The sequence below is a fragment of the Kribbella sp. CA-293567 genome, from assembly GCF_027627575.1.
GTDB lineage: Bacteria > Actinomycetota > Actinomycetes > Propionibacteriales > Kribbellaceae > Kribbella.
In genome coordinates, this window is sequence record NZ_CP114065.1 from 1,408,761 (window position 1) to 1,435,480 (window position 26,720).

Below are 26,720 nucleotides of genomic sequence, written 5' to 3' on the forward strand. Positions count from 1 at the left end.
CCCCGTCCTACTGCGCCGCCCGCGCGACCGGGAGCCGTGGCGCCGCCCGCTCGGCCTGGTGTTCCGGCGCCGCCCACTCATGCGGCGGCCCCGGCGCCACCGGCGCGGTCGGGTCCGCCTGCCTCGCCGTCGCGGTCAGCCGCCGCGCCGGCGGCGCACGCGAGCCCGCCTGCGCCGCCGGCATCTCCCGCCGCGCTGTCGTCTTCTGCTTCTTCCGCCCGCGCCTTACCGCCCGAGCCGCCTTCCCAACCGCCCGAGACCACACCAGCACCGCCCCGGCGTACGGCCGGCGCCCCGACGCCCCCGCCGCACGGCAGTTCCGCCACCGCACCACCGCGGCTGTCCGGCGGTGGCGCCTCCGACGAGGCTGCGACGACGGACGGACAAACGTCCACCGCGGCGGCGGCCGGCCTGGTGGCGCCGATCGTCGAGGGAGAGGAACCGATCGAACTCGTGCCGCAGGTGAGCAAACCGCGGCCGGCACCTGTGCGACGGGCGGAGCCCACCGTGCGGGTGCGGCCTGGCGAGCTGGTCTGTGGCGACTGCGGCGAGGGCAACGCCGCAACGCGCAAGTTCTGCCGTCGTTGTGGCGAGTCGCTCGCCGAGGCGCAGCTGGTGAAGACGCCCTGGTGGCGACGGCTGCGGCTGCGGCGTAAGCCGAAGACGCTCGCGGCAGGCTCACGGCCGAAGGGCCCGGGTGACAGCGGCGGCCGCATCTTCCATGCCGTGCTCCGCAAGGTCCGGGCCGGTGTCAGCGTGCTGGTCCTCGTGTTCGGGCTGCTGGCCGGCTTCTATCCGCCGGTCCGGACGATGGTGGTCCAGCAGGTCGGCAACCTGAAGCAGAAGGTCCGGGGGGTGGCCGAGACGGCGCTGGCCCCGGTCCGCCCGATCGCGGTCGACGGCCCGAAGTCCGCGACCGGACATCCGCCGAAGGCCGCGTTCGACACCTTCAAGAACACCTCCTGGATCGCGACCTGGAGCGCGCAGAACTCGCCCACGCTGACCGTTCGGCTGGATCACCCCGTTGCCTTGCGCAAGGTGATCGTCAGCAACGGCGACGCCAAGAACTTCGCGGGCACCATGCGGCCGGCCGTGCTGGAGTTCAGGTACTCCAACGAGAAGTCCGACCTGGTCCGGCTCACCGACACCCCCGGCCCGCAGCAGTTGTCGTTGCGCAACGGCGTCGGCGTGAGCTCCTTCACCGTCAAGGTGATCAACGTCTATCCGGTGCAGGGCGCGAAGACCCTGGCGCTGTCCGAGATCGAGCTGTTCGGCATCGGCTGAGGCCGGCCGGCGAGGGGAGAGTCGATGAGAGGAACGACGACGGCACTGGGTACGCCGTACCCGCTGGGTCTGCTGCTGCCTGCGGTGTTCCAGGAGGACGACCTGCTGATGCGGTTCACCGGCGCGATCGATCTGCTGATCGCGCCGGCGATCTCGACGCTGGACTGCCTCGCGGCGTACGTCGATCCGGCGCTGGCGCCACCGGACTACCTCGGCTGGCTGGCGACCTGGGTCGGGATCGAGCTGGACGAGACCTGGCCGGTCGAGCAGCAGCGCGCGGCCATCACCGAGGCCGTCGCGCTGCATCGCGGCCGGGGTACGGTCGGCGGGCTGCGCCGGCAGCTGGAACTGGCCACCGGCGGCGAGGTCGAGGTGCTCGACAGCGGCGGCGTCAGCTGGTCAGTGGTTCCGGTGGACGAGCCGGCCGGCCAGGCCCCGCCCAGTGTGCAGGTCATTGCCAGGAGCAACAAGATCGGCCTGGCGGCGCTGGAGGCCGTGGTCGATGCCGCCAAGCCGGCCCAGGTGGTCCACGAAGTACGGATCGAGCCGGTCAGCGGCGAGAGGTGAACCCCGGCGGCTGGTAGCTGCCCGGAACCACCAGAACCGGGGCCTGTGCCCGGACAGCGGTCCCGCCGACGACCGCGATCAGCGGCCAGGTCCCGGTACTGGTCTGCGGGAAGGCAAGTACCGCGGCGCTCAGTGACCCGTCGGCCTTGGTCAGCGTGTTCAGCGCCAAACGGGTCCCGGGCGTGGTCAGGGTCAAGGAAACTGCGCGGTTCGGCGGGAAGTTCTGGCCGGTCACCGTCATCACCCGATTGATCCGGACGACTCCCGGACTCACCTGCATCGTCGCCTGGGCCGCGGTGCTCTTGAGCACCACCAGCCTGCTGTAGACGGGATCCCCGGTGGTGATGCTCAGTACGCCGGTACGGCTGCCGCTGTTCTGCGGGGTCGCCTCGAGCTCGATCGAGCAGGTTGCCCCTGGTGCCAGCGCGAGCCCACGGCACTCGGACTGCCCGACGGTGAAGTCGCCGGCCGTGAACCGCGGCCCTGCCAGTACGTCGGTCGCCGTGATCGTGATCGGGACGTTCGAGGTGTTGCGGACCTGGACCGTCCGGGGGGCGAGCGTCACCAGAGCCGGCGACGAGCCACCGAAGTCGACCGGGTCAGGGGTGACGGTCAGCTGCCCGGTCTCCTCCGGTGGAAGAGGCTCTTCGGTGATCGTCGCCTCGCCGAGCAGCGCGAACTCGTTGCTGAGGCCGTCGGCCTGGACGACCTGCAGCACCGCTCGGCGAGCACCGGCCACTGTGGGGTCGAAGCGAACAGCCAAGGTGCAGGTCTCGTCCGCGTCGAGGACGGCGCCGACGCAGTTCTCCGCGCCGGTGATGACGAAGTCCGCCGGATCGGCCCCGGCGATCCGCAGCTCGGCCGGCCGGAGCGGCCCGAACCCTGAGTGCCGCAGCACGATCGTTCGCGTCACCGCACTGCCGAGACCGGCTCGGCCGAAGTCGGTCGCGCCGGCGTCGAGGCGCGGATGGAACGTGCGAGCGAAAAGGGCTCCCGAGCAACAAGGCTCGGCCAGCAGGTCGTCGCTCGCGGACACGAAGGCGACCACCGAACCGTCACCCGCCAGCGCGGCCGACTCGCTCGGCCCCCGAGCGGGACAGGTGGCGGCGTCGTCTCCGCAGTCGCCGTGGTGGCTGGGCGAGCCGAGTTCGCCGGGTAGCCGGGGCAGTCCAGCTCGTTCCCGCGAACCGTCGAGCACCAGGTCGCGTACGACGATCGCCAGCCGGCCGGTGCCTTGGGCACCGTTGTGCAGACCGTTCGCCGAGCCCTCGAAAGCCAGGTAGCGACCGTCCGTCGAGAGCGTGGGAGCGCGGCCTTCCCTTGGCTCGCCGGTCACGTCTCTGGACGCGAAGGACGAGGCGACCGGCCGTTCGCCGGCCGGGCCGAGTACGCCCGAGCCCGACGGGTCGCGGTCGACGACGACAGTGACCAACGGCGCGTAGTACACCGGACGGTGCTCGAAGGCGATCAGCCGGCCCGAGCCCGAGATGACCGGGAGCCCGGCCTGGTCGGAGAAGCCACCACCGGGGACGAAGTCGACGCGGCTGGTCTGTCTCGACGGTACGTCGAAGACCTGGACGGAACCGACCGGCACGACGTCCTCGAACTCGTCCGGGGGATAGGTCGTCGGTCCGTTCTGGTAGCCGGTGACGAAGACGACGTGCCGGCCGTCGGCGGAGATCCGTGGCCGGCCGGGGGTCCGGCTGGTCTCCGGGCTCAGAAAGGTCTCCGGAACAGGCCGCCGGGGCCGTCCGGCGGTGTCCAGCACCACCGGCGCGACGACCACGGCCGAGGTCGGTGCGGACGGGGCTCTTTCGAGCCAGGTGATCATGGTCGCGTCGGCGGACAGACTCGGAGCGCTCCCTTGCCACACGCCGGCCTCGCCCGCCGACCGGCCGACCGCGAGATAGCCGTACTCCATCGTGCCGTCGGGCCGGTACTCGTCGAACGTCCCGTCACCGTCGGGATCCCGGTCGCAGAGCACGACGCGGACCCCGAAGTAGCCGAACTGGCCGTCCTGCAGGTTCGAGGCCTCGCTCTGGAAGGCGACGTACCGGCCACTGGCGGACAAGGTGGGTCGGGTGCTGTGCCTGTCGCCACCCTCCTCCTGCGGGGCCGCTGTGCTCGATGGCGCGCTCTCCCTGCTGAAGGAGGTCCACGGCACGCCACGGCTGATGAGCACCGTGCGCGCCGTCCGCCGATCCCGCACATAGACGTTGTACGGCGACCCCTCGGTCGACCGCACGACCGGGTCGAGGGCCGCCCGTGACTCGAAGGCAACCTGGGTGCCGTCAGCAGAGACTGCCGGGGAGCCCGCGGCCCCGACCGGGTCACGACTGTCGGTACCTACTGAGATCGCTTCGATGCCGAGCGGCGGGACCGGATCCTCCGCCTGCGGTCCGGCCGGGGTCAGACCGCAGGCAGAGGCGCACGCCAAGATCGCCAGCAGCAGACCGGGCATGTACTTCGGCGGTCGGTTCACTTGTTCTCCCCTGCTCGACTGCCTTTCGATCGTAGGGAGACCCGAACGCCGCCGAGTGCCCGATGAGCGCGGACAACGGGCGCCCCGGCCTGCCCGATCGGGCAGGAATGGTGACGCTCGGGGTTAGCCCGGCGACGCTGCCCGACCTGGCCGGGCCGGAGCAGCCTGGTCGGTATGGCAGCCACCGTGACCTTGTCCAAGGAGACCCTCCAGCTGGTGCCGGGCGAGTCCGGCGGCTGCGAGCTCGGCATCACCAACACGGGACGACTCGTCGACCAGTTCACGATCACGCTGGTCGGCGTGGAGCAGGACTGGGTGACGATCGAGCCGCGGACCCTGAACCTGATGCCCGGTGCCACCGGCGCGGTGACCCTGACGTTCGCGCCGCCGCGATCCTCCGACGTCGTGGCAGGCCGGCACACCTACGGGGTCGTGGTGCGGTCCCGCGAGGACCCGGACGCGTCGGTGGTGGAGGAGAGCAGCGTCGAGGTGATGGCGTTCCAGCAGATCGTCACCGAGCTGGTGCCGGAGAAACGCCGGACGAGCCGGCGGACGACGTTCCGGCTGGCGGTGGACAACCTCGGAAACAGCGAGACGGCGGTCGAGATCTCGCTGCGCGATCCGGACAACGAGCTGTGGCTGGAGACGGACCGGCCGCGGCTCACCACCGCGCCGGGGACCGCGACGATCGTGAAGGTCCGGGCGGCGCCGAACCGCCGGTTCTGGCGTGGGCAACCGAGACTGCTGCCGTTCGAGGTGGTGACGGTTCCGGCCGACGGGGAGCCGGTGAAGACCGGCGGCATGGTCCAGCAGGAGCAGTTGCTGCCGAAGTGGTTGCTGCCCGCGGTGGCGGCCCTGACCGTTCTGGTGATCGCCGCGATCGCTACCTGGTACGCGCTGCTGAAGCCCGCCGTGGTGTCGGTGGCCACCGAGCAGACCGAGCAGCAGGTCGCTCGCGCCGAGAACGCGGCCTCCCAAGCGAGCGGGGCGGCGGACAAAGCGACCGCCGCCGCGACCGTCGCGGAGCGTGCGGCCGGGATCGGTCCGTCGCCGGCCCCGGGCGAAGGCAGCACGAGTCCTTCGCCCCCCGGCAGTGGAGCCGGCACGCCCTCCGGTAAACCCAGCGGTGGCGTCACTCCGTCCGGTAAGCCCAGCGGCGCCGCCACGACGCCGGTCCCGACAGGCCCGGTCCCGTTGAGCTTCCGGGTCGCCACCGGCGCCAGGCTGGTGACCGACGGCTCGTTCCAGGAGTTCAGCTACCAGGCGCCGCCGAAGAAGACCGTGAAGATCTCCGACCTGGTGCTGCAGAACCCCCGTGGCGACAGCGGGGTGCTGCGCATCCTGATCGGCAAGGACATCTTGCTGGAGACCGGGCTGGGCAACTTCCGCGACCTGGACTACCACTACCTGGAGCCGTTGTTCGCGTCCGCCGGCAAGCCCATCGTCGTGGCCGTCAACTGCACGGCGCCAGGGACCGGTTCGGACCGGTGTACGCCGTCGGTGACCTTCTCCGGTCAGCTGTCCTGAACTCAGATCAGTCCTTCCTTGAGGGCGTAGGCGACCGCGTGCGAACGGTTCCGCAGCTGGAACCGGGTGGTCACGCCGTGCAGGACGTTCTTGATCGTGCGCGGCGAGTAGCTCAACCGGGCCGCGATCTCGTCGGTGTCGAAGCCCTCGGCCACCAGCTTCAGGATGGCGGTCTCGCGGGCGGTCAGTCCCGCCAGCCGGAGCCCGCGGGGCGTGAGTACGTCGTTCTGCATGTGCGAGACCTGCCGGAACAGCCGGGTGAGCAGGTCGGCGGGCAGCTCCGCCTCGCCGGCCGAGGCTCGCCGGACCAGGTCGGCCAGGCGCTCCGGCGTCACCTCCGAGCGCCTGATCAGCGCGCACACCCCGGCCTCGATCACCGAGATCAGGTCGGAGTCGTTGAGACCGGCAACGACCAGGATGATCTTGTCGAGACCGCGGCGCCGCAGCTCGCCGAGGGCGTCGAGGGTGCGGCCGTCGGGGCTCTCGGCGGCCACCACGGCGACCACCGACTGGTCGAGCTGATCGTCGGCGACGATCCGGATCTCGGGCTGGAATCGTAGTTGGCTCTCGATGCCGGATCGCGAGATCGGATCGGCGGAGAATGCGTAGACCGGAACACGAAGACCCATCAGTGCCCTCCCCAGGGATGTCGTACATCTACGATGCGTACTGGGACGGCTACGCGCCCTAGGGCCAATCCCTAGGGTGTCCCGAGTGAGTGGCGTTCGCTTTCGGCGAGTCCGTCGAGCAGCTCTAAGCTCGGGCCCGTGACCGGATGCCCCGCACGCTACGACGACGCCCTGGCGACGTGGGTGGTCGACGAGCCGGACGAGGTTCGCGCGGTGTTGCTCGATCCGGTGGCCTTCCGGCCGGACAACGCGGTGCTGGCGCACACCGCACTGAGCGTGAAAGCCCTGCGGGTGCTGCAAGCAGTCGGGTTCGCGCTGCCTCCCACACTGGCGAACAACGCCGGTCCGTCCCACCGGCCGATCCGGTCAGCCGTGGCGCGGTTGTTCAGTCCGGCTCGGGTCGCCGCCGTGGAGCCGTTGATGCGACGGCTGATGACCGAGCGGGTCGATGCGGCTCGGGCGGCACTGGTGACCGGCCCGGTCGACCTGGTCGAGACGATCGCTGCCGAACCACCGGCGATGGCGCTGCTCGAGATGCTCGGGCTGCGCGACATCGACGTACCGGCGTTGAAGGCTTGGAGCCGGGAGTCGCTGGAGTTGTTCTGGGGATGGCCCGACGAGGATCGGCAACTGGAGTTGGCGCACAGCGCGGCCGAGTTCTACGGGTGGTTGCGCAAGCGGGTGACCGAGGCTCAGCGTCGGCCTGGGGAGGATCTGCTCGGCCTCCTGGTGTCGCTCGGGCTGCGGGACGAGGAGGTCTGCGCGGTCGCGTACTTCTTGCTGATCGCCGGCCAGGAGACGACCACGCAACTGATCTCGACGGCCTTCCACCGGATGATCGGCAAGAACGTCGGGGACGCCGGAGCGGTCGTGGAGGACGTACTCCGGGAGGCATCATCGGTGCCGACCTGGCGACGGATCACCGGCGAACCCGTCACGGTGGGTGAGGTGGAGTTGCCGGCCGGTACGCCGATCCTGCTCGGCCTGACAGGGCACGGTGGTCCGGCGGATCTCGCGTTCGGGCTGGGAATCCATCGCTGCCTCGGCGCGGGGCTGGCCCGGCTGGAGGCCCGGGTCGCCTTGGAATGCGCGGCGCCGCTGCTGGCCGAAGTACGGGCGGTGACGGTCGATCCGCCGATGATCGACCTGCTGTCGTTCCGTGCACAGGCCCGCCTGACGGTGGTGAGCGCGATTACAGCCCCGGTGACCTGCACGGATACCCTTGGCCGGTGACTGAGCATGAGCTGGTTCTGGTCGTCGACTTCGGGGCGCAGTACGCGCAGTTGATCGCGCGCCGGGTGCGCGAGGCCAACGTGTACTCCGAGATCGTGCCGTCGTCGATGGCGGTCGAGGAGATCCTGGCCCGCAAGCCGAAGGCGATCATCCTGTCCGGCGGACCGCAGTCGGTGTACGCCGAAGGCGCGCCGCGGGTCGACTCCGCGCTGTTCGAGGCCGGGGTGCCGGCGTTCGGGATCTGCTACGGCTTCCAGGCGATGGCGCAGACCCTGGGCGGCGACGTCCGGCGGACCGGCCTGCGGGAGTTCGGCCGGACGCCGGTCACGGTGAGCGAGCCGGGCACGCTGCTGGCCGGCATCCCCACCGACCTCAACGTCTGGATGTCCCACGGCGACGCCGTGCACGCGCCGCCGATCGGGTTCGAGGTGCTGGCCGCCTCGTCCGGTGCGCCGGTGGCCGCCTTCGAGAACCTGGACAGCAAGCTGGCCGGCGTCCAGTGGCACCCGGAGGTGCTGCACTCGCAGGCCGGCCAGGCCGTGCTGGAGCACTTCCTGCACAACATCGCGGGGCTGAAGGGCGACTGGACCACCAGCAACGTCGTCGACGAGCAGGTCGAGCTGATCCGTCAGCAGGTCGGCGACAAGCAGGTGTTGTGCGCGCTGTCCGGAGGCGTCGACTCCGCGGTCGCGGCAGCCCTGGTCAGCAAGGCGATCGGTGACCAGCTCACCTGTGTGTACGTCGATCACGGGCTGCAGCGGTCCGGTGAGTCCGACCAGATCGAGAAGGACTTCGTCGCCGTCACCGGCACGCGGCTCGAGGTGGTCGACGCGGAGGACCAGTTCCTCGGCGCGCTGGCCGGCGTGACGGACCCGGAGCAGAAGCGCAAGATCGTCGGGCGCGAGTTCATCCGCACCTTCGAGGCGACCGCCCGCAAGCTGGACGCCGAGCGGCACATCGAGTTCCTGGTCCAGGGCACCCTCTACCCGGACGTGGTCGAGTCCGGCGGCGGCACCGGAACGGCGAACATCAAGTCCCACCACAACGTCGGCGGCCTGCCGGACGACCTGCAGTTCTCCCTGATCGAGCCGCTGCGGACGCTGTTCAAGGACGAGGTCCGCGAGCTCGGGATCGCGCTCGGCCTGCCCGAGTCGCTGGTCTACCGGCATCCGTTCCCCGGCCCGGGCCTGTCGATCCGGATCATCGGCGAGGTCACCAAGGACCGCCTGGAGATCCTCCGCGCGGCCGACCTGATCGCCCGCACCGAGCTGACCGCGGCCGGCCTGGACCGCGACATCTGGCAGTTCCCGGTGGTCCTGCTGGCCGACGTCCGCTCGGTCGGCGTCCAGGGCGACGGCCGCACCTACGGCCACCCGGTGGTTCTGCGACCGGTCACCAGCGAGGACGCGATGACCGCCGACTGGGCCCGCGTGCCGTACGAGGTGCTGGAGAAGATCTCGACCCGGATCACCAACGAGGTCGACGAGATCAACCGGGTCACCGTCGACATCACCAGCAAGCCGCCGGGCACCATCGAGTGGGAGTGACACCCCCGACCTGTGAAGATTGGCCGCATGGCTGAAAGAGATGTTGAGCGTGAGTACTCGGTGACCGACTTCGCCGCCAAGTTGCGGCGGCTGGCGGATGCGCTGGAGGCCGGGAAGCCGTTCCGGATCCAGATCGCCGGCGAGCGGTTCACCGTGCCGAGGAACGCGCAGGTAAGTGTCGAGCACGAACGTGGCGACGACGAGGAAGAGGTCGAGTTCCAGCTGAAGTGGAGCCTGGCCGACGCCGACGAGGCTGCCGCCGAAGAGGCTGACGACACCGAGGTCTGACCTGCCCTGTCCATCGCGAGAGCCCGGGAAGTTCGCTTCCCGGGCTCTCGTCCGCTTTCCTGAGAATTGCTTCACAATTCGGCCGACCGGGTTGTGGACCGCCGGGTCCGGACTGCAGAGTTGACGCCCGTGGGGATGTCCGTGGGTGGGGTCGGGTTGAGTCGTCGGCAGTTTCTGGGGGCCGGAGCGGTGCTGGTCGCGACCGGTGCGGCCATGGTCGGTACGTCGGGGTCCGTGTCGGCCGACACGTACGGTTCCGGTGAGCTCGGGCCGTGGGACAGGCTGAACCGGTTGGTGTCGAGCGACGACCAGGTCCGGCGGGTGCTCGCGGGCGACGGGGTGTTCATGTTCGGCGACAGCATCGGCGTACAGGACGGGAACGCGCTGGCTCTGCGCCTGACGAAGCTGACCGGCTCGGCGCTGGCGGTGCACAACTGGTCGGGCCAGCCCGCGGCGGCGGCTGTCGACGCGCTGGAGGCGTGGTCGGCGAAGTACGGACTGCCACGCCGGATCGTGATGGCGGTCGGCACCAACGACATCTTCAAACCACCCGCCTTCGGCCCGCAGGTCGATCGCGCGCTGCGGATCGCCGGGCCGGCCCGGACCGTTTTCTGGGTCAACACGCAGGTGTCGCGGACCCGCGAGTCGGAGCTGGTGCAACGCGCCGACCTCCGCAACAGCGCCTGGGTGAACCGTCAGCTGGACGACTCCGCCCGCCGGCACCCCAACCTGACCGTCGTCCGCTGGTCGGAGTTCCTCGCCGAGGTGAAGTACCCCCACCGCTACCTCCGCGACGGCCTGCACACCTCCGTCCCGCTCGGCCAGCACTGGCGCAACGAACTGATCCTCAGAGCGCTCCGCAAAGTCCCGGACCGCCCGGCCCCCAAAGCCTGATCAGCGGTGGTGGTTGTGCAGAGCGACAGGCAGTAGTCCTCTCCTGCGGCGGCTGCCAGGCGTCTCTGAGCGTTGAAGCAGGCCGCTGCGGGCGCTACTGCCTGTCGTTGCGTTCGGCTCCAGCCCCTCTCCTGGCCGGCTCACACGCGCTATCTTGAGCAGGGAGTCTGGAGCCTGGGGAGGGCCGATGGTGCTCACGGTGGGGACGTTCAATCTCAACAACCTGTTCGACCGGTGGAACTTCGCCGGTGCGGTCGAGGCGCTGGCGGCCGGCACGAGCTCGGTGCCGGCGACGTACACCTTCGACTCGGAGGACCGGCGACGCCTGCAGCTGGACGGGCGCGGCAAGCTGCTGGTCTCCAAACCGGCCGCGGACACAGGCCGGATCGCCGAGCGGCTGCTGGCTGCCGACGTCGACGTCTGGGTAGTCCAGGAGGTCGAGAACGTCGACGTTCTGCGCGAGTTCAATCGCGAACACCTGAACGGTGAGTACCAGCACGTGATGGTGATCGACGGCAACGACGCGACCCGGTTCATCGACATCGGGGTCCTGTCCCGGCGGCCGATCGGCGGGGTGACCAGCTACCAGCGGGTGTTCCATCCCGACGTACCGTCGCGGCCGATCTTCTCGCGGGACCTGGTCGAGGCGGAGATCCTGGACGCCAGGGGGCGCCGGATCCTGACCGTCTTCGGCACCCACCTGAAGTCGAAGTTCGTCGACTTCACCGTCGACGACGCCGCCGCGGCCGCCGCCGAGGCGCAACTGCTGCGGCAACGGCAGGCCGAGACGATCGTCCGGATCATCGCGGCCCGGACCTCCAGCCGCCAGCGCTACCTGCTCTGCGGTGACATGAACGACACCCCGGACTCGACCGCGCTGGCCTGCTTCCAGCAGTCCGGGCTGGTCGACGCACTGACCGCGCCGACCGAGGTCGGCACCGTGAAGACGACCGTGGAGCTGCCCGCCAGCCCTGCCTGGACGTCGACCTTCAAGGCGTCCGGGCAGCCGCGTTCCTTCGACCTGATCGACCAGATCTGGTTGTCGCCGGCCCTGGTGCCGAGGCTGACCGGCGCCTTCATCGGCCGCCGCAAGAAGCTCGCCCGCGACGGTACCGATCACGATCCGGCCTGGATCACCCTGGACCTCTGACCGGTTTGCCGGCTGCGCTTACAGTTCGGGGCGTGGAAGATCTCGCTGAACTCATCGCGCTGGTGGACAGACTGGTGTTCGGGGCGGACCCGGCCCAGGCGCTGGAGCCGTTCGCGCGCGCGGTGGCGGCGTACGACGCGCAGCCGGACCCGGCCGAGCTGGACGGGCTGCTGACCACCTTCGGGTACGTCGTACTGCAGTTCGACGAGTACTCCGGGCTGCCACTGAACCGGACGCTGGAGATCCTCGACGACCTGGAACAACGGCACCGCGAGGTTGGCAACAGCCCGCGGATCGTGCACTTCTGCCGCTGGCTCGTCGCCCGGCAGTTGGGTGACGCCGTGACGGCCGAGGAACAGTACCAAGCCTGTCTGGCCGCGCCGCGGGACGAGTTCTCCTGGTGCGAGGGCTGCGAACAGATCTACCAGATCCGGCACCTGATCGAGACCGAGCGCGCGGCCGAGGCGGTCGCGGTCGCCGAGCAGGCTTTCGCCACTCCGGTCGACGGTTGCCATCAGCAACCACAGGCGCTGCTGGCCGCGGCGCTGCCCGGCTATGTCGCGGTCGGCGACCTGGACGCCGCGGCCGACGCGCACCGGACGGCGTACCGGCTGGTGCGGGAGGATCCGGACGAGCTGTTCGCCCACGCTCAGCACATCAGGTTCTGCGTGCTGACAGGCAACCAGGAACGGGCCGAGGAGCTGGTCCGCCGGCATCGGGGCGGACTCGACGCGGACGTCTCCGAGTACGACGCTTTGGCCTTCTGTACGGCGGCGGGGCGGGTGCTGGGCGAGGGTGAGTTCACCGAGCGGGCGTGGCGGTTGGTGGCTTCGTTCGACCGGCGCAACGGGAACGACTTCCAGGGTGAGCTGGTGCGCACGTCGCTGGCCGAGCGGTTGTGGGTCGAGGAGCTGGAACTGTTCGGCGACGGTGGTTGCGCGGAGCAACTTGCCGCCGTGCGGGCGCGGCCGGACGACACGTTCGCGGCCTGGGATCTGGTTCAGGCGCAGATCGAGATGGCGCACCGGATGCACCTGGACGAGCGCAACGTCGAGGCGGCCGAGATCGGCGAGCAGGCGCTCACGTCGCTGGGCGACGAGCGCATCGCCGAACTGGCTCAGCCGGAAAGCCTGCGGGTACTGCGCAACGTCCTGTTCGCGGCGTACCTGGATCTCAACGAGCCGACGGCCGCGTTGCCGCAGGCCGAGAAGGTGCTGGCGGACATCCCGCCGGACGCGGGACCGGACTGGCTGGGCATGATCCTGCGTAAGAAGGGCGAACTGCTCGAGCAGCTGAACCGGGACGGCGAAGCCCGAGACTCGCTGATCGCCGCTGCGACGCAGTACGGGCTGGCGGGGTTGTTGCACGACCAGATCGCGACCCTGCGGCTGGCCGCGCAGTCGGCGCGGTACATCGGCGAACTGGACCAGGCGGAGACTCTGCTGGGTCAGGCGCGGTCGGTGGTCGACCAGTTGCCGGCGGACGATCTGCGGAGCTCGACCAGCGACGCCGTGGTGCATTGGGAGCTGGCGCTGGTGCGGGACATGCAGGGGCGGCTGCCGGAGGCCATCGAACTGGCGGAGGTTTCGGCTGCGCTGTACGAGTCGGTCGGGCAGCTCGAGAGCGCGTCGAACGCTCGCGACTACGCCGAGAACCGGCAGGCTCGGCTCAACTCCTGAGCGCCTCGATACCGTCGAGCAGCCGATCCAGGCCGAAGCGGTAGGACTCGTCGGCGGCCTCGCGGGTGCCGTCGCCGTAGCCTTCGGCGTTCCAGATCGCGGTCATCGTCGGATGCCGCTCGACATCGAAGTACGTCTCCCAAAGGTCCCAACGCTCGTGCCACCAGGCGTCGTGGCTCTGGCCGGTGGTCCGCTCCAGCTGCTCGCTCTCGGCGTCCAGGCCGGCCGCCGAGTCGATGTACGTCGTGATCGCGAGTGCTGCCGTGTTGGTCTGCCGAGGCGGTAGACCGAGTACCGCGCAGGCTGACAACAGGTACTCGCGGGCAGCGAGCATGCCCGGGCCGACCGGAGGACGAATCGTCGAGATGCCTGCCAGCCAAGGGTGACGGTGGAACATCGCGCGCGTCTGGTCGGAGTACAGGGTGATCTGGTCACGCCACCCGTCGGGGCGGGGAACGCCTGGGCCGGGAAGCTCGCGCTCGGCGAGGACCTGGTCGACCATCAGGTCGAGCAGTTCCTCCTTGGAGGGGACGTAGGTGTAGAGCGTCATGGTGCCGACGCCGAGCGCTTTGGCGACGCCGCCCATCGAGGCCGCGGCCAGGCCCTTCTCGTCGGCCAGCGCGATGCCCGCGTCGACGACCTTGTCCAGGTCGAGCGTGGGGCGGCGGCCGAGGGCGGGTCTGACGTCCTGCTCGGCCGGTCGGTGGTTGCGCCAGAGCAGGGCCAAGGTGCGGTCGGCCGGTCCGCCGCCGCTGTGCCGCACTGTCATCGACCCTCGCTCCTGCTGTCGTCGGCGCTGTCTGGAAACTTTCTCACAGGCGCGTGTCGGTCATTCTCGTATACCCTACGAGAATGACGATTCTGGTGACGGGTGCGACGGGCAGTGTGGGACGGTTGCTGGTGGACGAACTGGTCGCAGCGGGGGTGTCGTCGTCGGTGCGGGCACTGACGAACAATCCCGCGCGGGCGGCGTTGCCGGCCGGAGTGCAGGTGGCCGAGGGGTATCTGGGGCGGCCGTCGAGCCTGCCGGCGGCACTGAAGGGGGTGGACACGGTCTATCTCGCGCCGCTGCCGGCCCGGGTGGACGAGTTCGTCACCTGCGCGCTGGAGGCCGGCGTACGGCGGGTGGTGTGCCTGTCCGGGGAGCCCGCGGACTACGAGGCGCAAGGGGACCCGGCGGGGTGGCACTACTACAAGATGGAGAAGGCGATCGAGGAAGCTGGGTTCGAGTGGACCCATCTGCGGCCGGGGCAGTTCATGAACAACACGCTGGACTGGGCGCCGTCGATCAAGGCCGAGCGGGTCGTGCGGGCGCCGTACCCGGAGGCGGTGCAGACACCGATCGACCTGGGTGACATCGCGGCGGTGGCGCGCGTCGTACTGCTGGACGAGAGCTATGCCGGGCAGAAGTTGGTGATGAGCGGGCCGGATGCGATCACGCAGCCGGAAGAGGTGGCGTTGATCGCCGAGGCGATCGGGCAGCCGGTGCGGTTCGAGGAGTTGTCGCGGGAGGAGGCGCTGGCGGCGTGGACTCCGGTGATGGGGGAGGAGGTTGCCAGCTGGATGCTGGACGGGTTCCGGATGATGGCGGAGTACAGGATGTCGCCCGAGCCGACGGTGCTCGAGGTGACCGGGCGGGCACCGCTGAGCTATCGCGAATGGGCGGTGCGAAACGCCGACGCATTCAGGTGATTTGCGTCGCTCGGCGAACGTGTGTTCGACTGTTGGCATGCGATGGGCCGGGCAGGGAATCGAGGCGGAGACGCCAGGAGCTCTGCCTGGCCTCGGCTCGATCTCGGGGTTCATCCGCAGTGTGACGACGCCGGAGTTCCGGGGCGTGACCTTTCACGAGGTGCTGGCCCGCTCGGCGCTGAACTCGGTGCCGAACACGGGGATGCCGTTCAGCTGGACCATCAATCCGTACCGCGGCTGCACGCACGGCTGCCGGTACTGCTTCGCCCGGCCGAGTCACCGCTATCTGGACCTCGACACCGGCCTGGACTTCGATCAGCAGATCGTGGTGAAGACGAACGTGGTCGACGTGCTCCGGCGCGAACTGACCCGGCCGTCCTGGCGGTTCGAGCAAGTTGCCCTCGGCACCAATACTGATCCCTACCAGCGGGCCGAGGGGCGGTATCGGCTGATGCCCGGGATCATCGAGACGCTGGCCGCCTCCGGCACGCCACTGTCGATCCTGACCAAGGGCACGCTGCTGCGGCGCGATCTCGATGTGCTGGCCGCTGCCGCGACGGAGGTCCCGGTCGGGCTCGGGGTCTCACTGTCGCTGGCCGACGAGGACCTCCGGCGGACGGTCGAGCCCGGGGTCCCGTCGGTTCGTGGCCGGCTCGACCTGATCCGCGCCATCCGTGAAGCCGGGCTGCCCTGCGGTGTAATGGTCGCTCCGGTTCTTCCGTGGCTGACCGACTCGGACGAGCAACTCGATCACCTCTTCGGTGAGCTGGCCGCCGCGGGAGCCACCGGGGTGACCACGCTCGTTCTGCATCTGCGGCCGGGGGTGAAGGACTGGTTCATGACCTGGCTGGCCGAGGAACGCCCTGAACTGGTCAGCCGCTACAACGAGCTCTACGCCCGTGGCTCCACCGCTCTCCCCAGCTACCGCAAGGACTTCGAGACCAGGGTCCGGCCGCTGCTGACCAAACACGGCTTCGGGCGGGGTGCGCGCCATCGCTCCACCGGCGGCGTGATCGAGGCTGCCGGCGTCGGCTCCAGATCCGGGTGGGGTGAGCCGCTGAACTCCCGGGCTCGACAACCGGTCGACTACGCCGGTCCGGGCCGGCGTCGACGCTCGGCCCCGGTGCCGGCGGTTGTTCCGCCTCACGACCAACAGACGCTGTTCTGAGCTTCGAGTTCGGGTGTGCTGGTGCTGGTGCTGGTGCTGGTGCTGGTGCTGGTGCTGGTGCTGGTCGGGGTCAGGTCAGCAGTTCGCGGAGGGCCTGGACCTCGGCGACGAAGCGGTGCTCCGGAATCTGCGGCTCGGGGCCGTCGGCGGCGACGAAGGGGAACGGTTTCCCCGGGCGAGGATCTTCGACGTACCGCGGCAGGAGATGGGTGTGCAGGTGCGGACTGGTGGTGCCCAGCGTCTCGTAGTTGAGCTTCAGCGGCTGGTAGATCGCGATGATCGCCCGTGCCACCCGAAGGGTCTCCAGCCAGTAGCCGGCGGCTTCCTCGTCGGTCAGTTCGGTGGCCACTGACAGGTCACGGCTTCACCGGGCCGTGAGGACCTGAGGGCCCTCGGGGGTGACGGCGACCGTGTGTTCGGCGTGGGCGCCGCGGGTCCGGTCGGAGGAACGAAGCGTCCAGCCGTCGTCGTCGATGACGTAGACCGAGCCGGGGCCGTGCCAGAACCAGGGCTCGATGGCGATCACGTGGCCCGGCCGGAGTTTCAGTCCGCGGCCGGCGCGGCCGCCGTTGGGGACGTGGGGTTCTTCGTGCATGCGGCGGCCGATGCCGTGGCCGCCGAAGTCGAGGTTGGTGCCGAGGCCCGCCCGCCGGCCGATTTCGCCGATCGCGGCTCCGACATCACCCAGACGCGCACCCGGTACGGCGGCGGCGATCCCGGCGGCCAAGGCCTGCTCCGTCGTCTCGATCAGCTCCAGGTCCTCGGTGCGCGGGGTGCCGACGACGAAGCTGGTGGCCGAGTCCGCGCACCAGCCGTCGACCGAGGCACCGCAGTCGACGTTGAGCAGGTCACCGTCGGCCAGCCGCAGGTCGCTGGGCAGGCCGTGCAGCACGGCGTCGTTGACCGAAGTGCAGATGACGCCCGAGAACGGCCTGGTCGCGAAACCGGGCTGATAGCCCTCGAACAACGACACCGCGCCCGCGTCCCGCAGTACCTCGCGGGCCACCGCGTCCAGCTCGCGCAACGAGACTCCGACCGCGGCTTCCTTCTGCACCGCGGTCAGTGCCGCCGCGACCACCTGTCCGGCGGCGCGCATCTGCTCGATCTGCTCCGCGGTCTTCAAGTCCACCATCTGCTGAGTCCTCAACGTCACGTGATAGTTGTCCCGGGATTACTATCACGGTAGGCCGATCACCTGATTCTTCAACCTTTCTGCCGTTCGCGGCGTCTCTCCGTACAGATCCACAAGGGTGGGTCGGTGACTCCGGGGGAGACCGATGGGCAAGTTCGGGCGAGGTGTGGTCGCGGCGGTGACGCTGGTCGCCGGTCTGGGGACGCTGACCGGTTGTATCGCTGACACTCAGGCCGCCGAGAACGGGCCGGCAGCGTCCAGCGGTTCCCAAGCCGAGCCCGGGGCGGCGCAACAGAAGACTCCGGACCAGTTCACGCTGGTGGCGACCGGTGACGTGCTGCTGCACGAGCGGCTCTGGAACACCGCCAAGCGCGACGGTACCAACGGCGAATGGGATTTCGCCCCGCTGCTCCGAGGCGTCAAACCTTTGGTCCAGCAGGCGGATCTGGCGTTGTGTCACCTGGAGACCCCGCTCGGTACGCCGCCCACCGGCTATCCGCTGTTCCAGGGCCCGCCGCAGATCGTGCCGGCCCTGGTCAAGACCGGGTACGACGCCTGCACCACCGCCAGCAACCACAGCTTCGACAAAGGTGCGGCCGGCATCGACCGCACGCTGAGGCTGCTTGACAAAGCAGGGATCGAGCACACCGGCACAGCTCGGACGCGGGAAGAGGCCGAAACTCCCAGAATCGTCACGGTGCAAGGCGTCCAGGTCGGTCTGCTCAGCTACACCTACGGTTTCAACGGCATGCCGTACCCGGCAGGGCAGACCTGGCGGGCCGGCAAGCTCGACGCCGACCGGATCAAGGCGAAGGCGCGGAAGGCTCGCGACAACGGCGCGGAGATCGTCGTGGTCAGCGCGCACTGGGGCGACGAGTACTCCAGCACCCCCAACGACCAGCAGCGCACTCTCGCGCGGCAACTCCTTGCCGACAGCAACATCGACCTGATCGTCGGCCACCACGCGCACGTCGTCCAGCCGGTCGAGCAGCTCAACGGCAAGTGGGTCGTCTACGGCCTCGGCAACCTGGTCGCCGCCCATCGCAAGCCGGCGAGTATCAAGTCGGAGGGGTTGCTGATGAAGTTCACCTTCCGCAAGGACGGCGACCGGTGGAAGGCCGACGCGCAGTACGCGCCGCTGCTGATGACCGACACACTGCCCGTCCGGGTGCTCGACGTGCAACGCGAACTGGCCGAGCCCGGTCTGTCCGCAACCAGGAGAAGCCGCCTCGAGCTGGCCCAACGGCGTACCACCGCGACCGTTACCTCCCTCACCACAAACCTCGAGCTGCTCCGATGACCGCGGCGGTTCAGCCGTGCCAGGAGTTCCAGAGGGCGGCGTACGAGCCTTGCCTGGCGACCAGTTCGTCGTGGCTGCCCAGCTCGGTGATCCGGCCGTCCTCGACCACCGCGACTCGGTCAGCGTCGTGAGCGGTGTAGAGGCGGTGGGCGATCGCGATCACCGTGCGGCCTTCCAGTACTGCGGCCAGCGACCTCTCCAGGTGACGCGCCGCTCGCGGGTCGATCAGCGAGGTCGCTTCGTCGAGCACCAGCGTGTGGGGATCGGCCAGCACCAGCCGCGCCAGGGCCAGCTGTTGCGCTTGAGCCGGCGTCAACGCGACCTGACCTGAGCCGACCTTCGTGTCGAGACCGTCGGTCAGCGCCTCGGCCCACTCCCGGGCGTCGACGGCCGCCAACGCGTCGAGCAGTTCCGCGTCGGTCGCGTCCTGGCGGGCCATCGCGAGGTTGTCCCGCAAGGTCCCGACGAAGATGTGGTGTTCCTGGGTGACCAGCGCGACCTGGCGGCGAAGCTCGTCCAGGGGTAGCTCGGTCATCCCGACCCCGCCGACGGTCACCGAGCCGGTGCGGGGCGGATGGATGCCCGCGACCAGCCGCCCGAGCGTCGACTTGCCCGCGCCCGACGGGCCGACCATCGCGATCCGCTCGCCCGGCTGGACGGTCAGCTCGACGCCGTGCAGCACGTCGCGGCCTTCGACGTACGAGAACCGCACGTCACGGGCCTCGACCAGCTCACCGGACGGCTTGCGTCCCGAGGGCGTACGGTCGTCCGGGACGTCGGTGATGCCCAGCAGTCGTGCCAGGGAGGCAGCGCCGACCTGCAGCTCGTCCATCCAGGAGATCAGCCGGTCGACCGGGTCGATCAGCTGGTTGACGTAGAGCACGCCGGCCGTGACCGCGCCGAGCGAGACGTGCCCGTTGAGGTGCAGCCAGCCGCCGAACAGCAACGTGGCGACGATCGGCAGCAGGTATCCGACCTCGACGACCGGGAAGAACACCGTCCGGAGGCTCAGCGTGTACCGCTCGGCGTTGTACGACCCCCGGATGTCGTCGTCGGTACGCCGTGCGCGCTCCTCGTAGCGTTGCAGCGCCTCGACGGTGCGAGCGCCCTCGACCGTCTCGGCGAGCGAGCTGGTCATCTGCGCGTACGCCGCGTTCTCCCGCAGGTAGCCGTCCTTGGCGCGGCGCAGATACCACCGGGTCATCAGGGCGAGCACCGGCACCATCACCAGCAGCGGCACGATCACCCAGACGCCGACCAGCAGGGTCGCGCCGACGGTGAAGAGAATGGTGACGAAGGCAACGATCGTTTCCGGTACGGCGAACCGCACGGTCCGGGACAGGGCGTCCACGTCCCGCGACGTCCGCGACAGCAGATCGCCGGTGCCGGCCCGCTCGACCGTGCCGATCGGCAGCGCGAGCGCGTTGTCGACGAACTCCTCCCGCAGCTCGGCCAGCACCTGCTCACCCAGCGCGAAGGAGCGGACGCGGGCCCAGCGGGTGAGCAGCGACTGCGCGATGACGAAGACCGCGATCACCAGGATGACCTGGTTGACCTTGCTCGCGGTGGTGCCGTTCTGCACGTCCTCGACCAGTGTGCCGATCAGTCGCGGCGCGGCCAGCCCGGAGATCGCCGCCAGCGCGTGCAGGCCCATCGCGGTGATCAGCGCGCGCGGATGCCGCCGGGCCAGCCGCCGGGCGTGCCGGCGAACCTCGGCGGTGCTCGCCACCGGCAGGATCTGCGTCATGCGAGCACCTCCTCGTCCTCGGTCTGTCTCGTCACGGTCCGGTGGTACCGCGCTTCGTTCTCCAGCAGGTCGTGATGCTTGCCAACAGCAACAACATGGCCGGCGGCGACGAAGATCACCTCGTCCACCCGGTCCAGCAGCAGCGGGCTCGAGGTGAGCACCACCGTGCTGCGGCCGGCCCGGTGCTCGCGCAGCCGGTCCGCGATCCGCGCCTCGGTGTGCGCGTCGACCGCGGAGGTCGGCTCGACCAGCACCAGGACCGACGGGTCGGCCAGCAGCGCGCGGACCAGGACCAGCCGTTGTCGCTGACCGCCGGAGAAGGACCGCCCCTTCTCCTCGACGGCCGAGTCGAGTCCGTCGGTCAACGCGACCAGCACGTCCTCGGCGGACGCCGTCCGGATCGCGCTCAGCAGTTCCTCGTCGCTGCGTTGCCGATCCGGGTCGAGCTCGTGCCGCAGTGTGCCGGTGAAGAGTTGCGAGCCGGTGTCGCTGACCAGGATCCGGGTGCGGACGTCGGCCCGGGTCGCGCTGGCGAGGGTGACGCCGCCGTACCGGACCTCGCTGGTGTCGTCGTACCGGCCGAGGCGGTCGGCCAGGCCGGCGGCGCGGTCGGGCTCGGCGGAGACGATCGCGGTCAGCAGGCCGTTCCGCGCGCGGATGCCGGAGACCGGGTCGACCAGGTCGCCCGCGGACGGCAGCCGCACCGGCCGGGTGGGGTCGACGACCTCGGGGGTCAGTGCGAGCACGCGGTTGATCCGGCGGGCGGCGACCAGTCCACGCATCAGCTTGTCGGCCGTCTCGGTCGCCGTTCGCAGCGGCAGCACCAAGAAGGTGGCGTAGCCGTAGAAGGCGACCAGGCTGCCGGCGCTGAGCTCGCCGCGGAGGGCGAAGTGGGCGCCGAGACCGACGACGGCCACAATGAAGATGCCCGGGAGCAGCACCTGCGCCGCGTCGAGCACCGACTGGATGCGAGCCACCTGCACGCCCGCCTTCCGGACCTGTTGTGACTCGCGCCGGTACCTGCGGGAGAAGGAGTCCTCGCCGCCGATGCCGCGGAGTACCCGCAGGCCGGAGACGATGTCGGAGCCGAGCGAGTTGAGCTGGCTGACCGCCTCGCGCTGGGCCAGTTGCCGGGTGTGCAGCGGCCGCAGCATCGGTCCGAGGCAGAACAGCATCACCGGCACGCCGATCAGCACCACCAGGCCGAGCAGGGGCGAGGAGGAGAGCAGGATCGTCGCGACGATGAAGAACGCGACGACCGCGCCGGCGAACCGGGCGGAGATGTCGAGCAGGTTGCCGATGTAGGCCAGGTCGCCCGAGCCGACGCTGACCACCTCGCCGGTGGCCAGGTGCTTGGGCAGCGTGGCGCCGAGCTCGGCGGACTTGCGGGTGACCACCTGGACCGTGCGGTAGGCGCCGCTCAGCCAGTTCACCACCGCGAACCGGTGCCGCATGATGCCGGCCGCCGCCTGCAGCAGACCGACCCCGACCAGCACACTCGCCCACAGCAGCAACCGCTCGGTGTCGCGGCCCGCGATCCCTTCGTCGATCGCCTTGCCGAGCACGGCCGGGATGAAGGCCTGCGAGCCCATCCACAGGATCCCGAACGCCGCACCGCCCGCGAGCGTGGCCTTCTGACCGCGCGCTATCCACCAGAGGTAGCGCGCGGGGGAGCGGTGATCGGGGACGCCGGGATCGGCCAGTGGAAGCTTTCTCATAACCCTTCGAGGCTATGCGGGCCCACCGACAAAAGCATGTGAATTAAAGGGACCTCAGCGGCGGTAGGTCAGTTTGCGGAGCAACACCTCGAACGGACCACGGACACCGCGCCGGCGCATCAGCTCGGCCCCGAGCACCGTGAGTGCCCAGGTGGCGAAGGCGAGGATGGCGGCCTGCCACTGGTGCATCGTGTGGCCGAAGTCGAGCAGGTACGGGAAGAAGAAGACCGCCCACACGACCGACTGGAGCAGGTAGCAGGTCAGCGAGCGCTGTCCGGTGGCCTGCAGGGCGGTGATGACACGGCCGGGCTGCTTGATCCGCAGGGTCCACAGCGCGATCAGTGCCGCGTACGCCGGGCCGCCCGCGAAGCCGGCGACCGAGTGGAGGAAGGCAACCGGTACTACGTCCTCCCCGGTGCCGTGCAGGATGCCCGCGGTGTAGAGAGCCAGCGGGACGCCACCCAGGAACGAGATCGGGATACCGATGACCGCCATTCGGCGCAGCAACTGCTGGTGCCGTGCGGGATCTTCGAAGAGGCGCAGACGCGCGGCCCAGATGCCGAAGAGGAACGCGCCCGCCGCGGTAACGGCCAGCAGCGGTGCAGTGAAGAGAATGGTGACTCCGCGGTCGAGCATCGCCTCCAGCGGGTTGTGCTCGATTGTCCAGGGGTAGACGGTCGCGATAGTGGCAGCGTCGGTCGGTGCGGAGAAGAAGGCATACAGAGTGGCGCCCAGGACAGTCCAGACACCGGCGGTGATCAGTAGACGCTTGTTGCCGTAGCGGACAGCCGGGACGAGCACCAGCGCGAGTAGGCCGTACGCGGCGAGGATGTCGCCGTAGTACAGGAGTACTGCGTGCAGCACTCCCAGCACGACCATCCAGCGGCCGCGGCGGCGCAGGAGCTTGCGGATGCCGCGCCACTCGACTCCGTCGCTCTCCTGCCGGCGCATGATCTGGACCATGCCGTAGCCGAACAGGGCCGCGAACATGGTGTAGGACCGGCCGTCGACCAGCGTCGTCCCCAGGAAGGCCGCGATGCGGTCCGGCAGGGCGGAGGCGACCGGCGTAGCGCGGATCTCGTCCACGCCGGGTGGATGCAGGAGTCCGTGGGTGTTGGCGAAGGCGATGAAGAGCAGCAGCAGGCCGCGCGCGAGGTCTGGTCCGAGTGCCCGGGCAGAGACGGCTGTCGGGCCGGTCGCGGTCGAGGTACGGGGCTGGTCCAGCGGCGTCCGCGTCATGGCACCGACGATATGAGCGGGCTCGCCGCCCGGCAGCGACTTAGGTATCCGGCCCGTGGCCGAAGGGGTCGTTGTCCGGGGTCGTCACCGTCCGAAGGGAGCGGCCCACAGTTGGTGGCCGAGCTTCACCTTGCGTTGGGCAACGGGTTCCCCCGCCGCCACCTGGGCCGCCTGTGCTGGAACCATGTTGGTGATCGCGCACCGGGGAGCGAGTGGCTACCGCCCGGAACACACGCCGCAGGCCTACCGGCTCGCCGCGGCCCTGGGAGCCGACTACCTGGAACCCGACCTCGTCGCCACGCTGGACGGGGTCCTGGTGGTCCGGCACGAGAACGAACTGTCCGGTACGACGGACGTCGCGCGGCACGCGGTGTTCGCGGACCGGCGGATCACCAAGATCGTCGACGGGGCGGTCGTGCACGGGTGGTTCGCCGAGGACTTCACCTACGAGGAGCTGCAGGTCCTGCGGACCCGCGAGCGGATGCCCGCCCTGCGCGCCGGCAACACGGCGTACGACGGCCGGGAGGGGATCCAGACCTTCGACCAGGTGGTCGCGCTGGCGCGGCAGGAGTCCGCGCGGCTCGGCCGGCCGATCGGCGTGATCCCGGAGATCAAGCACCCGGCGTACTTCCGCCGGCTGGGCCTGCCGCTGGAGGAGCTGCTCGCCGCGCGGCTGATCGCGCTGGGGCTGCACAAGGGCGAGGTGATGATCCAGTCGTTCGAGCCCACCAGCCTGCGGCGGCTGGCGGTGATGACGGACGTGCCGCTGGTCCAGCTGGTCGACTCCGGCAGCGCGCCGAACGACTTTCTTCGGCACGGCGACGCCCGGACCTTCGCCGACCTGATCGCGCCGTCGGGGCTGCGGGAGATCTCGACGTACGCGCACGTACTGGCGCCGCACAAGGACCTCGTCATCCCGCGCACCGCCGACGGCAGCCTCGGTGAGCCGACCCGGCTGGTCGAGCAAGCCCACCGGGCCGGCCTGTCGGTGCAGCTGTGGACCTTCCGGGCCGAGCGCCGCTTCCTGCCCACCGGCCTGGACCTGGCCGGTGAACTGGCCCGCTTCGCCGCGACCGGCGTCGACGGTGTCTTCGCCGACCACCCGGACATCGCGGTGGCCGCCGCGGCCAGAACCAGCCTCAAGGTCTAGCGGAGCTCGGACCGCAGCTCGGTCAGTACGGCCTCCGCGGGCCCTGCCAGCTCCCGGTCGATGGCGCGGCTCTCATCGGTGCCCAGGACGACCAGTGCGCTGGCGGCCGGCTTGGTCCTGATCAGCTTGGCGCGGAGGTTGGTCGGGGGATGGGTGGCGTCGATCCGGGTATCGCGTAGGCGGCTGACCCGGAGCCGCCGGTCGATCTCTCGTGCCGGGACCTGACCGATGGCGCGGGTGACAGCCTGCAGCGGCTCCACGTCGGAACCGAAGCGCACGGCTCGCTCCAGCGCGCGATAGGAGGTCTCGCTGAGTACCAGCTTCTCCAGCGCCCGAGCTGTCTCCTCCGAGCCCGCGATCTCCGCAGCCCGTCGGTCAGCCAGGTACTCCGCGCGCTGGCCGCTGCGCAGGTCGATCCTGGTCAGCAACCACTTGACAGCCCTGACTGCGCCGCCGACGGTCGCGTTGACCAGCCGGGTGATGACGCTGGGACCGGTGTTGGCCTCGGTCGCGTAGATGAGCTCCTGGCGGTACTCGTCGAGCGGCTGCTCGCTGAAGGTCTCCTCGAGCTCGTCGAGGATCGTCATCGCCGAGCCGACCACCCAGCCGTGCCTGGTGTCACCGTTCTTGCCGTGTCCCAGCTCGTGAGCCAGTACTGCGACGCGCTCCTGCGGCCGGAGTGCCGCCCACAACGGCAAGCCGATGCCGACCACGGGCATGAACCGCCAGCCGACTCGGGTGTAGTAGAGGTTCGGTGCGGCGTCGAGCGCGACAGCGCTGACGGGCTTGGTGCCGACGGCAGCGGCGATCTTGTCGAGCAGAGCGAACAGCAGCGGCGCTTGCTGCCGGTAGACCAGTCGAGTGTCAGGGGGCAGGCAGTTCGCGCGGGGACGCAATGTCAGAGCGAGACCGAGCGGGATGACCGACAACAAGGCGCTGAGCCAGAGTGGCCGGTAGAAGACCAGCATGGCGATGCCGCCGAGCAGGCCGGCGAGCGGGAGCAGCAGGAGCCCTGCGGAGAGCGCGTAGGCAGCGATCCGGGCGGCGTCCCAGCCTGGACGCTGGATGGCGCCACGCTCCAGTTCGGCGTACAGGGTGGCTGCCAGGCGGTGGTCGAGTTGCTGTCGCCAGGCGGGTACCTGCTCGGTGGGGCCGGTCGGGTCCACGTTCCACTCGCACTTGTCACACCAGGTGACGTACTGGGTTTCCCGCGGGACCTGCTGGCCGCACTGCGGGCAGCGGATCGGGCCTTCGTCGGTCTGCACGCGAGAAGTGTGGCAGCACCGGCCGGTGGATCAGTGCTGCTGGATCAGTACTGGTGGATCAGTGGCGGGCCGGTCGGCACGGCAGCAGGTGTGAGAGCACCGGGTGGCCTATCTGTGGTGCTGTCACCCTGCTGCTGTGCGTCCGCCGGATCACGCCGCCGGCGGCTTGTCGTCGTAGATGCGAGCGGCGATGTCGGACTCGGGGGTGGGCTGGTGCTGCGGCTGCTGGACCGACTGCCAGACGGCCTTGCCGTCGGCCTCGGGCATCACGACCCAGGCGACCACGTAGCCGATCAGCGCGGTACCACCGGTGATCAGCGTCAGGCCGACGATGGCGAGCCGGACCAGGGTCGCGTCGATGCTGAAGTACTCCGCCAGGCCACCGGACACACCGGAGAGCATCCGCTGGTTGCGCGAGCGGCGAAGCGACTTGCCGGACAGGTTCGAGAACGGTGCGTTGGAGTTCGTCATGTCCACTACTCTGCCGCCGCGGAGCCCACTTCCACATCGGGATCGGTACCGACCCGACCCTGGTCCGACCCCTGACCCGGCTCAGCCGCGCCGATCCGGTCCCCTGACGACTTTCGTCTGCCCCGCGCTTTCTGTCGGTGCCTGGTCCTACCGTCGAGAGATGGATGCTGAGGCGGTGACGAAGCTGCTGCTCACCCTGCCGGGGGTCGAGGAGCACGTGGGGTGGGCCGGGCAACCGGCGTTCAAGGTGCGGAAGAAGGGGTTCGTCTACCTGTCGGCCGACGAGACCTCGGTGATGCTGAAGGCGCTGCGCGAGGAGCAGGAGGCGCTGGTGGCGGAGGCGCCCGAGATCTACACGCCGTCCTGGGCGTCCGGCCGGTTCGCCTGGCTGGAGGTCAGGCTGGCGGTCGCCGACGAGGAGGAGCTGGCGGAGCTGCTGGTCGAGGCGTGGCGGCTGACCGCGCCCAAGATGCTGATCGCCCAGCTCGACCGGCCCGGCGGGGGATAGACGCTCGGGGTCGGCGGCGGGGTCGGTCCGGCTTGCACTCGCCGGGGTCG

Annotated in this window: 24 protein-coding genes; 14 read left to right on the forward strand and 10 right to left on the reverse strand. The window is 69.9% G+C overall.

The features are described 5' to 3' along the window. Positions 1-507: 507 nt before the first annotated feature. Entirely contained in the window at positions 508-1,284 is a 777-nt protein-coding gene (locus tag OX958_RS06820; RefSeq protein ID WP_270136310.1) for a discoidin domain-containing protein, read from the forward strand. Positions 1,285-1,308: 24 nt separating this feature from the next. Beyond that, complete coding sequence (locus OX958_RS06825; protein WP_270136311.1) at positions 1,309-1,851, forward strand: phage tail protein I; 543 nt, start codon at positions 1,309-1,311, stop codon at positions 1,849-1,851. On the opposite strand, the gene OX958_RS06830 is transcribed toward OX958_RS06825, so the two are convergent. Further along, positions 1,835-4,333, reverse strand: a complete 2,499-nt coding sequence (locus tag OX958_RS06830) for a choice-of-anchor D domain-containing protein (RefSeq protein ID WP_270136312.1) — start codon at positions 4,331-4,333, stop codon at positions 1,835-1,837. The genes OX958_RS06825 and OX958_RS06830 overlap by 17 nt on opposite strands. 174 nt (positions 4,334-4,507) lie before the next feature. On the opposite strand from OX958_RS06830, the gene OX958_RS06835 reads away from it, so the two are divergent. Further along, positions 4,508-5,860 (forward strand): COG1470 family protein, encoded by a 1,353-nt coding sequence (locus tag OX958_RS06835; RefSeq protein ID WP_270136313.1) that lies wholly within the window; start codon positions 4,508-4,510, stop codon positions 5,858-5,860. Between the two features lie 2 nt (positions 5,861-5,862). On the opposite strand, the gene OX958_RS06840 is transcribed toward OX958_RS06835, so the two are convergent. Continuing rightward, a complete protein-coding gene (locus OX958_RS06840; protein ID WP_270136314.1) occupies positions 5,863-6,489 on the reverse strand; it encodes a response regulator transcription factor in 627 nt (208 codons plus the stop codon). A gap of 138 nt (positions 6,490-6,627) precedes the next feature. Here OX958_RS06840 and OX958_RS06845 point away from each other — a divergent pair, with 138 nt between their 5' ends. From OX958_RS06845 to OX958_RS06870, 6 genes are all read left to right on the forward strand, one after another. Then, entirely contained in the window at positions 6,628-7,722 is a 1,095-nt protein-coding gene (locus OX958_RS06845; RefSeq protein ID WP_270136315.1) for a hypothetical protein, read from the forward strand. Further along, positions 7,719-9,269: a glutamine-hydrolyzing GMP synthase gene (gene guaA, locus OX958_RS06850; RefSeq protein WP_270136316.1), complete on the forward strand. Its 1,551-nt coding sequence runs from the start codon at positions 7,719-7,721 to the stop codon at positions 9,267-9,269. Before OX958_RS06845 ends, guaA begins: the two co-directional genes overlap by 4 nt. A gap of 27 nt (positions 9,270-9,296) precedes the next feature. Beyond that, positions 9,297-9,557, forward strand: coding sequence for an amphi-Trp domain-containing protein (locus OX958_RS06855; protein WP_270136317.1), 261 nt, complete (start codon positions 9,297-9,299; stop codon positions 9,555-9,557). 135 nt (positions 9,558-9,692) lie between these two features. Then, a complete protein-coding gene (locus OX958_RS06860) occupies positions 9,693-10,451 on the forward strand; it encodes a hypothetical protein (RefSeq protein WP_270139011.1) in 759 nt (252 codons plus the stop codon). A 187-nt stretch (positions 10,452-10,638) separates the two neighbouring features. Beyond that, positions 10,639-11,601: an endonuclease/exonuclease/phosphatase family protein gene (locus tag OX958_RS06865; protein ID WP_270136318.1), complete on the forward strand. Its 963-nt coding sequence runs from the start codon at positions 10,639-10,641 to the stop codon at positions 11,599-11,601. Between the two features lie 32 nt (positions 11,602-11,633). Continuing rightward, entirely contained in the window at positions 11,634-13,280 is a 1,647-nt protein-coding gene (locus OX958_RS06870) for a tetratricopeptide repeat protein (protein ID WP_270136319.1), read from the forward strand. On the opposite strand, the gene OX958_RS06875 is transcribed toward OX958_RS06870, so the two are convergent. Further along, complete coding sequence (locus OX958_RS06875) at positions 13,270-14,049, reverse strand: TetR/AcrR family transcriptional regulator (RefSeq protein ID WP_270136320.1); 780 nt, start codon at positions 14,047-14,049, stop codon at positions 13,270-13,272. The two genes, OX958_RS06870 and OX958_RS06875, sit on opposite strands and share 11 nt — an antisense overlap. A gap of 83 nt (positions 14,050-14,132) precedes the next feature. On the opposite strand from OX958_RS06875, the gene OX958_RS06880 reads away from it, so the two are divergent. Next, entirely contained in the window at positions 14,133-14,972 is an 840-nt protein-coding gene (locus OX958_RS06880) for an NmrA family NAD(P)-binding protein (RefSeq protein ID WP_270136321.1), read from the forward strand. A gap of 37 nt (positions 14,973-15,009) precedes the next feature. Further along, a complete protein-coding gene (locus tag OX958_RS06885) occupies positions 15,010-16,140 on the forward strand; it encodes an Rv2578c family radical SAM protein (RefSeq protein WP_270136322.1) in 1,131 nt (376 codons plus the stop codon). A gap of 70 nt (positions 16,141-16,210) precedes the next feature. Here OX958_RS06885 and OX958_RS06890 read toward each other — a convergent pair whose 3' ends face one another. Further along, the gene (locus OX958_RS06890; RefSeq protein WP_270136323.1) at positions 16,211-16,489 is read right to left on the reverse strand and encodes an HIT family protein; all 279 of its coding nucleotides are present in this window, start codon (positions 16,487-16,489) and stop codon (positions 16,211-16,213) included. A 15-nt stretch (positions 16,490-16,504) separates the two neighbouring features. After that, positions 16,505-17,272, reverse strand: coding sequence for a type I methionyl aminopeptidase (gene map / locus OX958_RS06895; protein WP_270136324.1), 768 nt, complete (start codon positions 17,270-17,272; stop codon positions 16,505-16,507). Between the two features lie 145 nt (positions 17,273-17,417). Between map and OX958_RS06900 the strand changes: the two genes are divergently transcribed. Then, the gene (locus OX958_RS06900) at positions 17,418-18,572 is read left to right on the forward strand and encodes a CapA family protein (protein WP_270136325.1); all 1,155 of its coding nucleotides are present in this window, start codon (positions 17,418-17,420) and stop codon (positions 18,570-18,572) included. 10 nt (positions 18,573-18,582) lie between these two features. On the opposite strand, the gene OX958_RS06905 is transcribed toward OX958_RS06900, so the two are convergent. Genes OX958_RS06905 through OX958_RS06915 form a run of 3 tightly spaced genes read right to left on the reverse strand, consistent with a single transcriptional unit; the run spans position 18,583 to position 23,276 of the window. After that, positions 18,583-20,319, reverse strand: coding sequence for an ABC transporter ATP-binding protein (locus tag OX958_RS06905; RefSeq protein ID WP_270136326.1), 1,737 nt, complete (start codon positions 20,317-20,319; stop codon positions 18,583-18,585). Beyond that, positions 20,316-22,037: an ABC transporter ATP-binding protein gene (locus OX958_RS06910; RefSeq protein ID WP_270136327.1), complete on the reverse strand. Its 1,722-nt coding sequence runs from the start codon at positions 22,035-22,037 to the stop codon at positions 20,316-20,318. The genes OX958_RS06905 and OX958_RS06910 overlap by 4 nt, the downstream gene beginning before the upstream one ends. Positions 22,038-22,091: 54 nt before the next feature. Next, positions 22,092-23,276 carry a DUF418 domain-containing protein gene (locus OX958_RS06915; RefSeq protein WP_270136328.1) on the reverse strand — a complete coding sequence of 395 codons (1,185 nt, stop codon included), beginning with the start codon at positions 23,274-23,276 and terminating at the stop codon, positions 22,092-22,094. 184 nt (positions 23,277-23,460) lie between these two features. Here OX958_RS06915 and OX958_RS06920 point away from each other — a divergent pair, with 184 nt between their 5' ends. Then, on the forward strand, positions 23,461-24,426 hold the full coding sequence (locus tag OX958_RS06920) for a glycerophosphodiester phosphodiesterase family protein (protein ID WP_270136329.1): 966 nt from the start codon (positions 23,461-23,463) through the stop codon (positions 24,424-24,426). On the opposite strand, the gene OX958_RS06925 is transcribed toward OX958_RS06920, so the two are convergent. Both OX958_RS06925 and OX958_RS06930 read right to left on the reverse strand, forming a co-directional pair. Beyond that, positions 24,423-25,691, reverse strand: a complete 1,269-nt coding sequence (locus tag OX958_RS06925) for a M48 family metallopeptidase (protein ID WP_270136330.1) — start codon at positions 25,689-25,691, stop codon at positions 24,423-24,425. The genes OX958_RS06920 and OX958_RS06925 overlap by 4 nt on opposite strands. A gap of 150 nt (positions 25,692-25,841) precedes the next feature. Beyond that, the gene (locus OX958_RS06930) at positions 25,842-26,162 is read right to left on the reverse strand and encodes a PspC domain-containing protein (protein WP_270136331.1); all 321 of its coding nucleotides are present in this window, start codon (positions 26,160-26,162) and stop codon (positions 25,842-25,844) included. 160 nt (positions 26,163-26,322) lie between these two features. Here OX958_RS06930 and OX958_RS06935 point away from each other — a divergent pair, with 160 nt between their 5' ends. After that, a complete protein-coding gene (locus tag OX958_RS06935) occupies positions 26,323-26,670 on the forward strand; it encodes an MmcQ/YjbR family DNA-binding protein (protein WP_270136332.1) in 348 nt (115 codons plus the stop codon). The last annotated feature ends 50 nt before the right edge of the window (positions 26,671-26,720 follow it).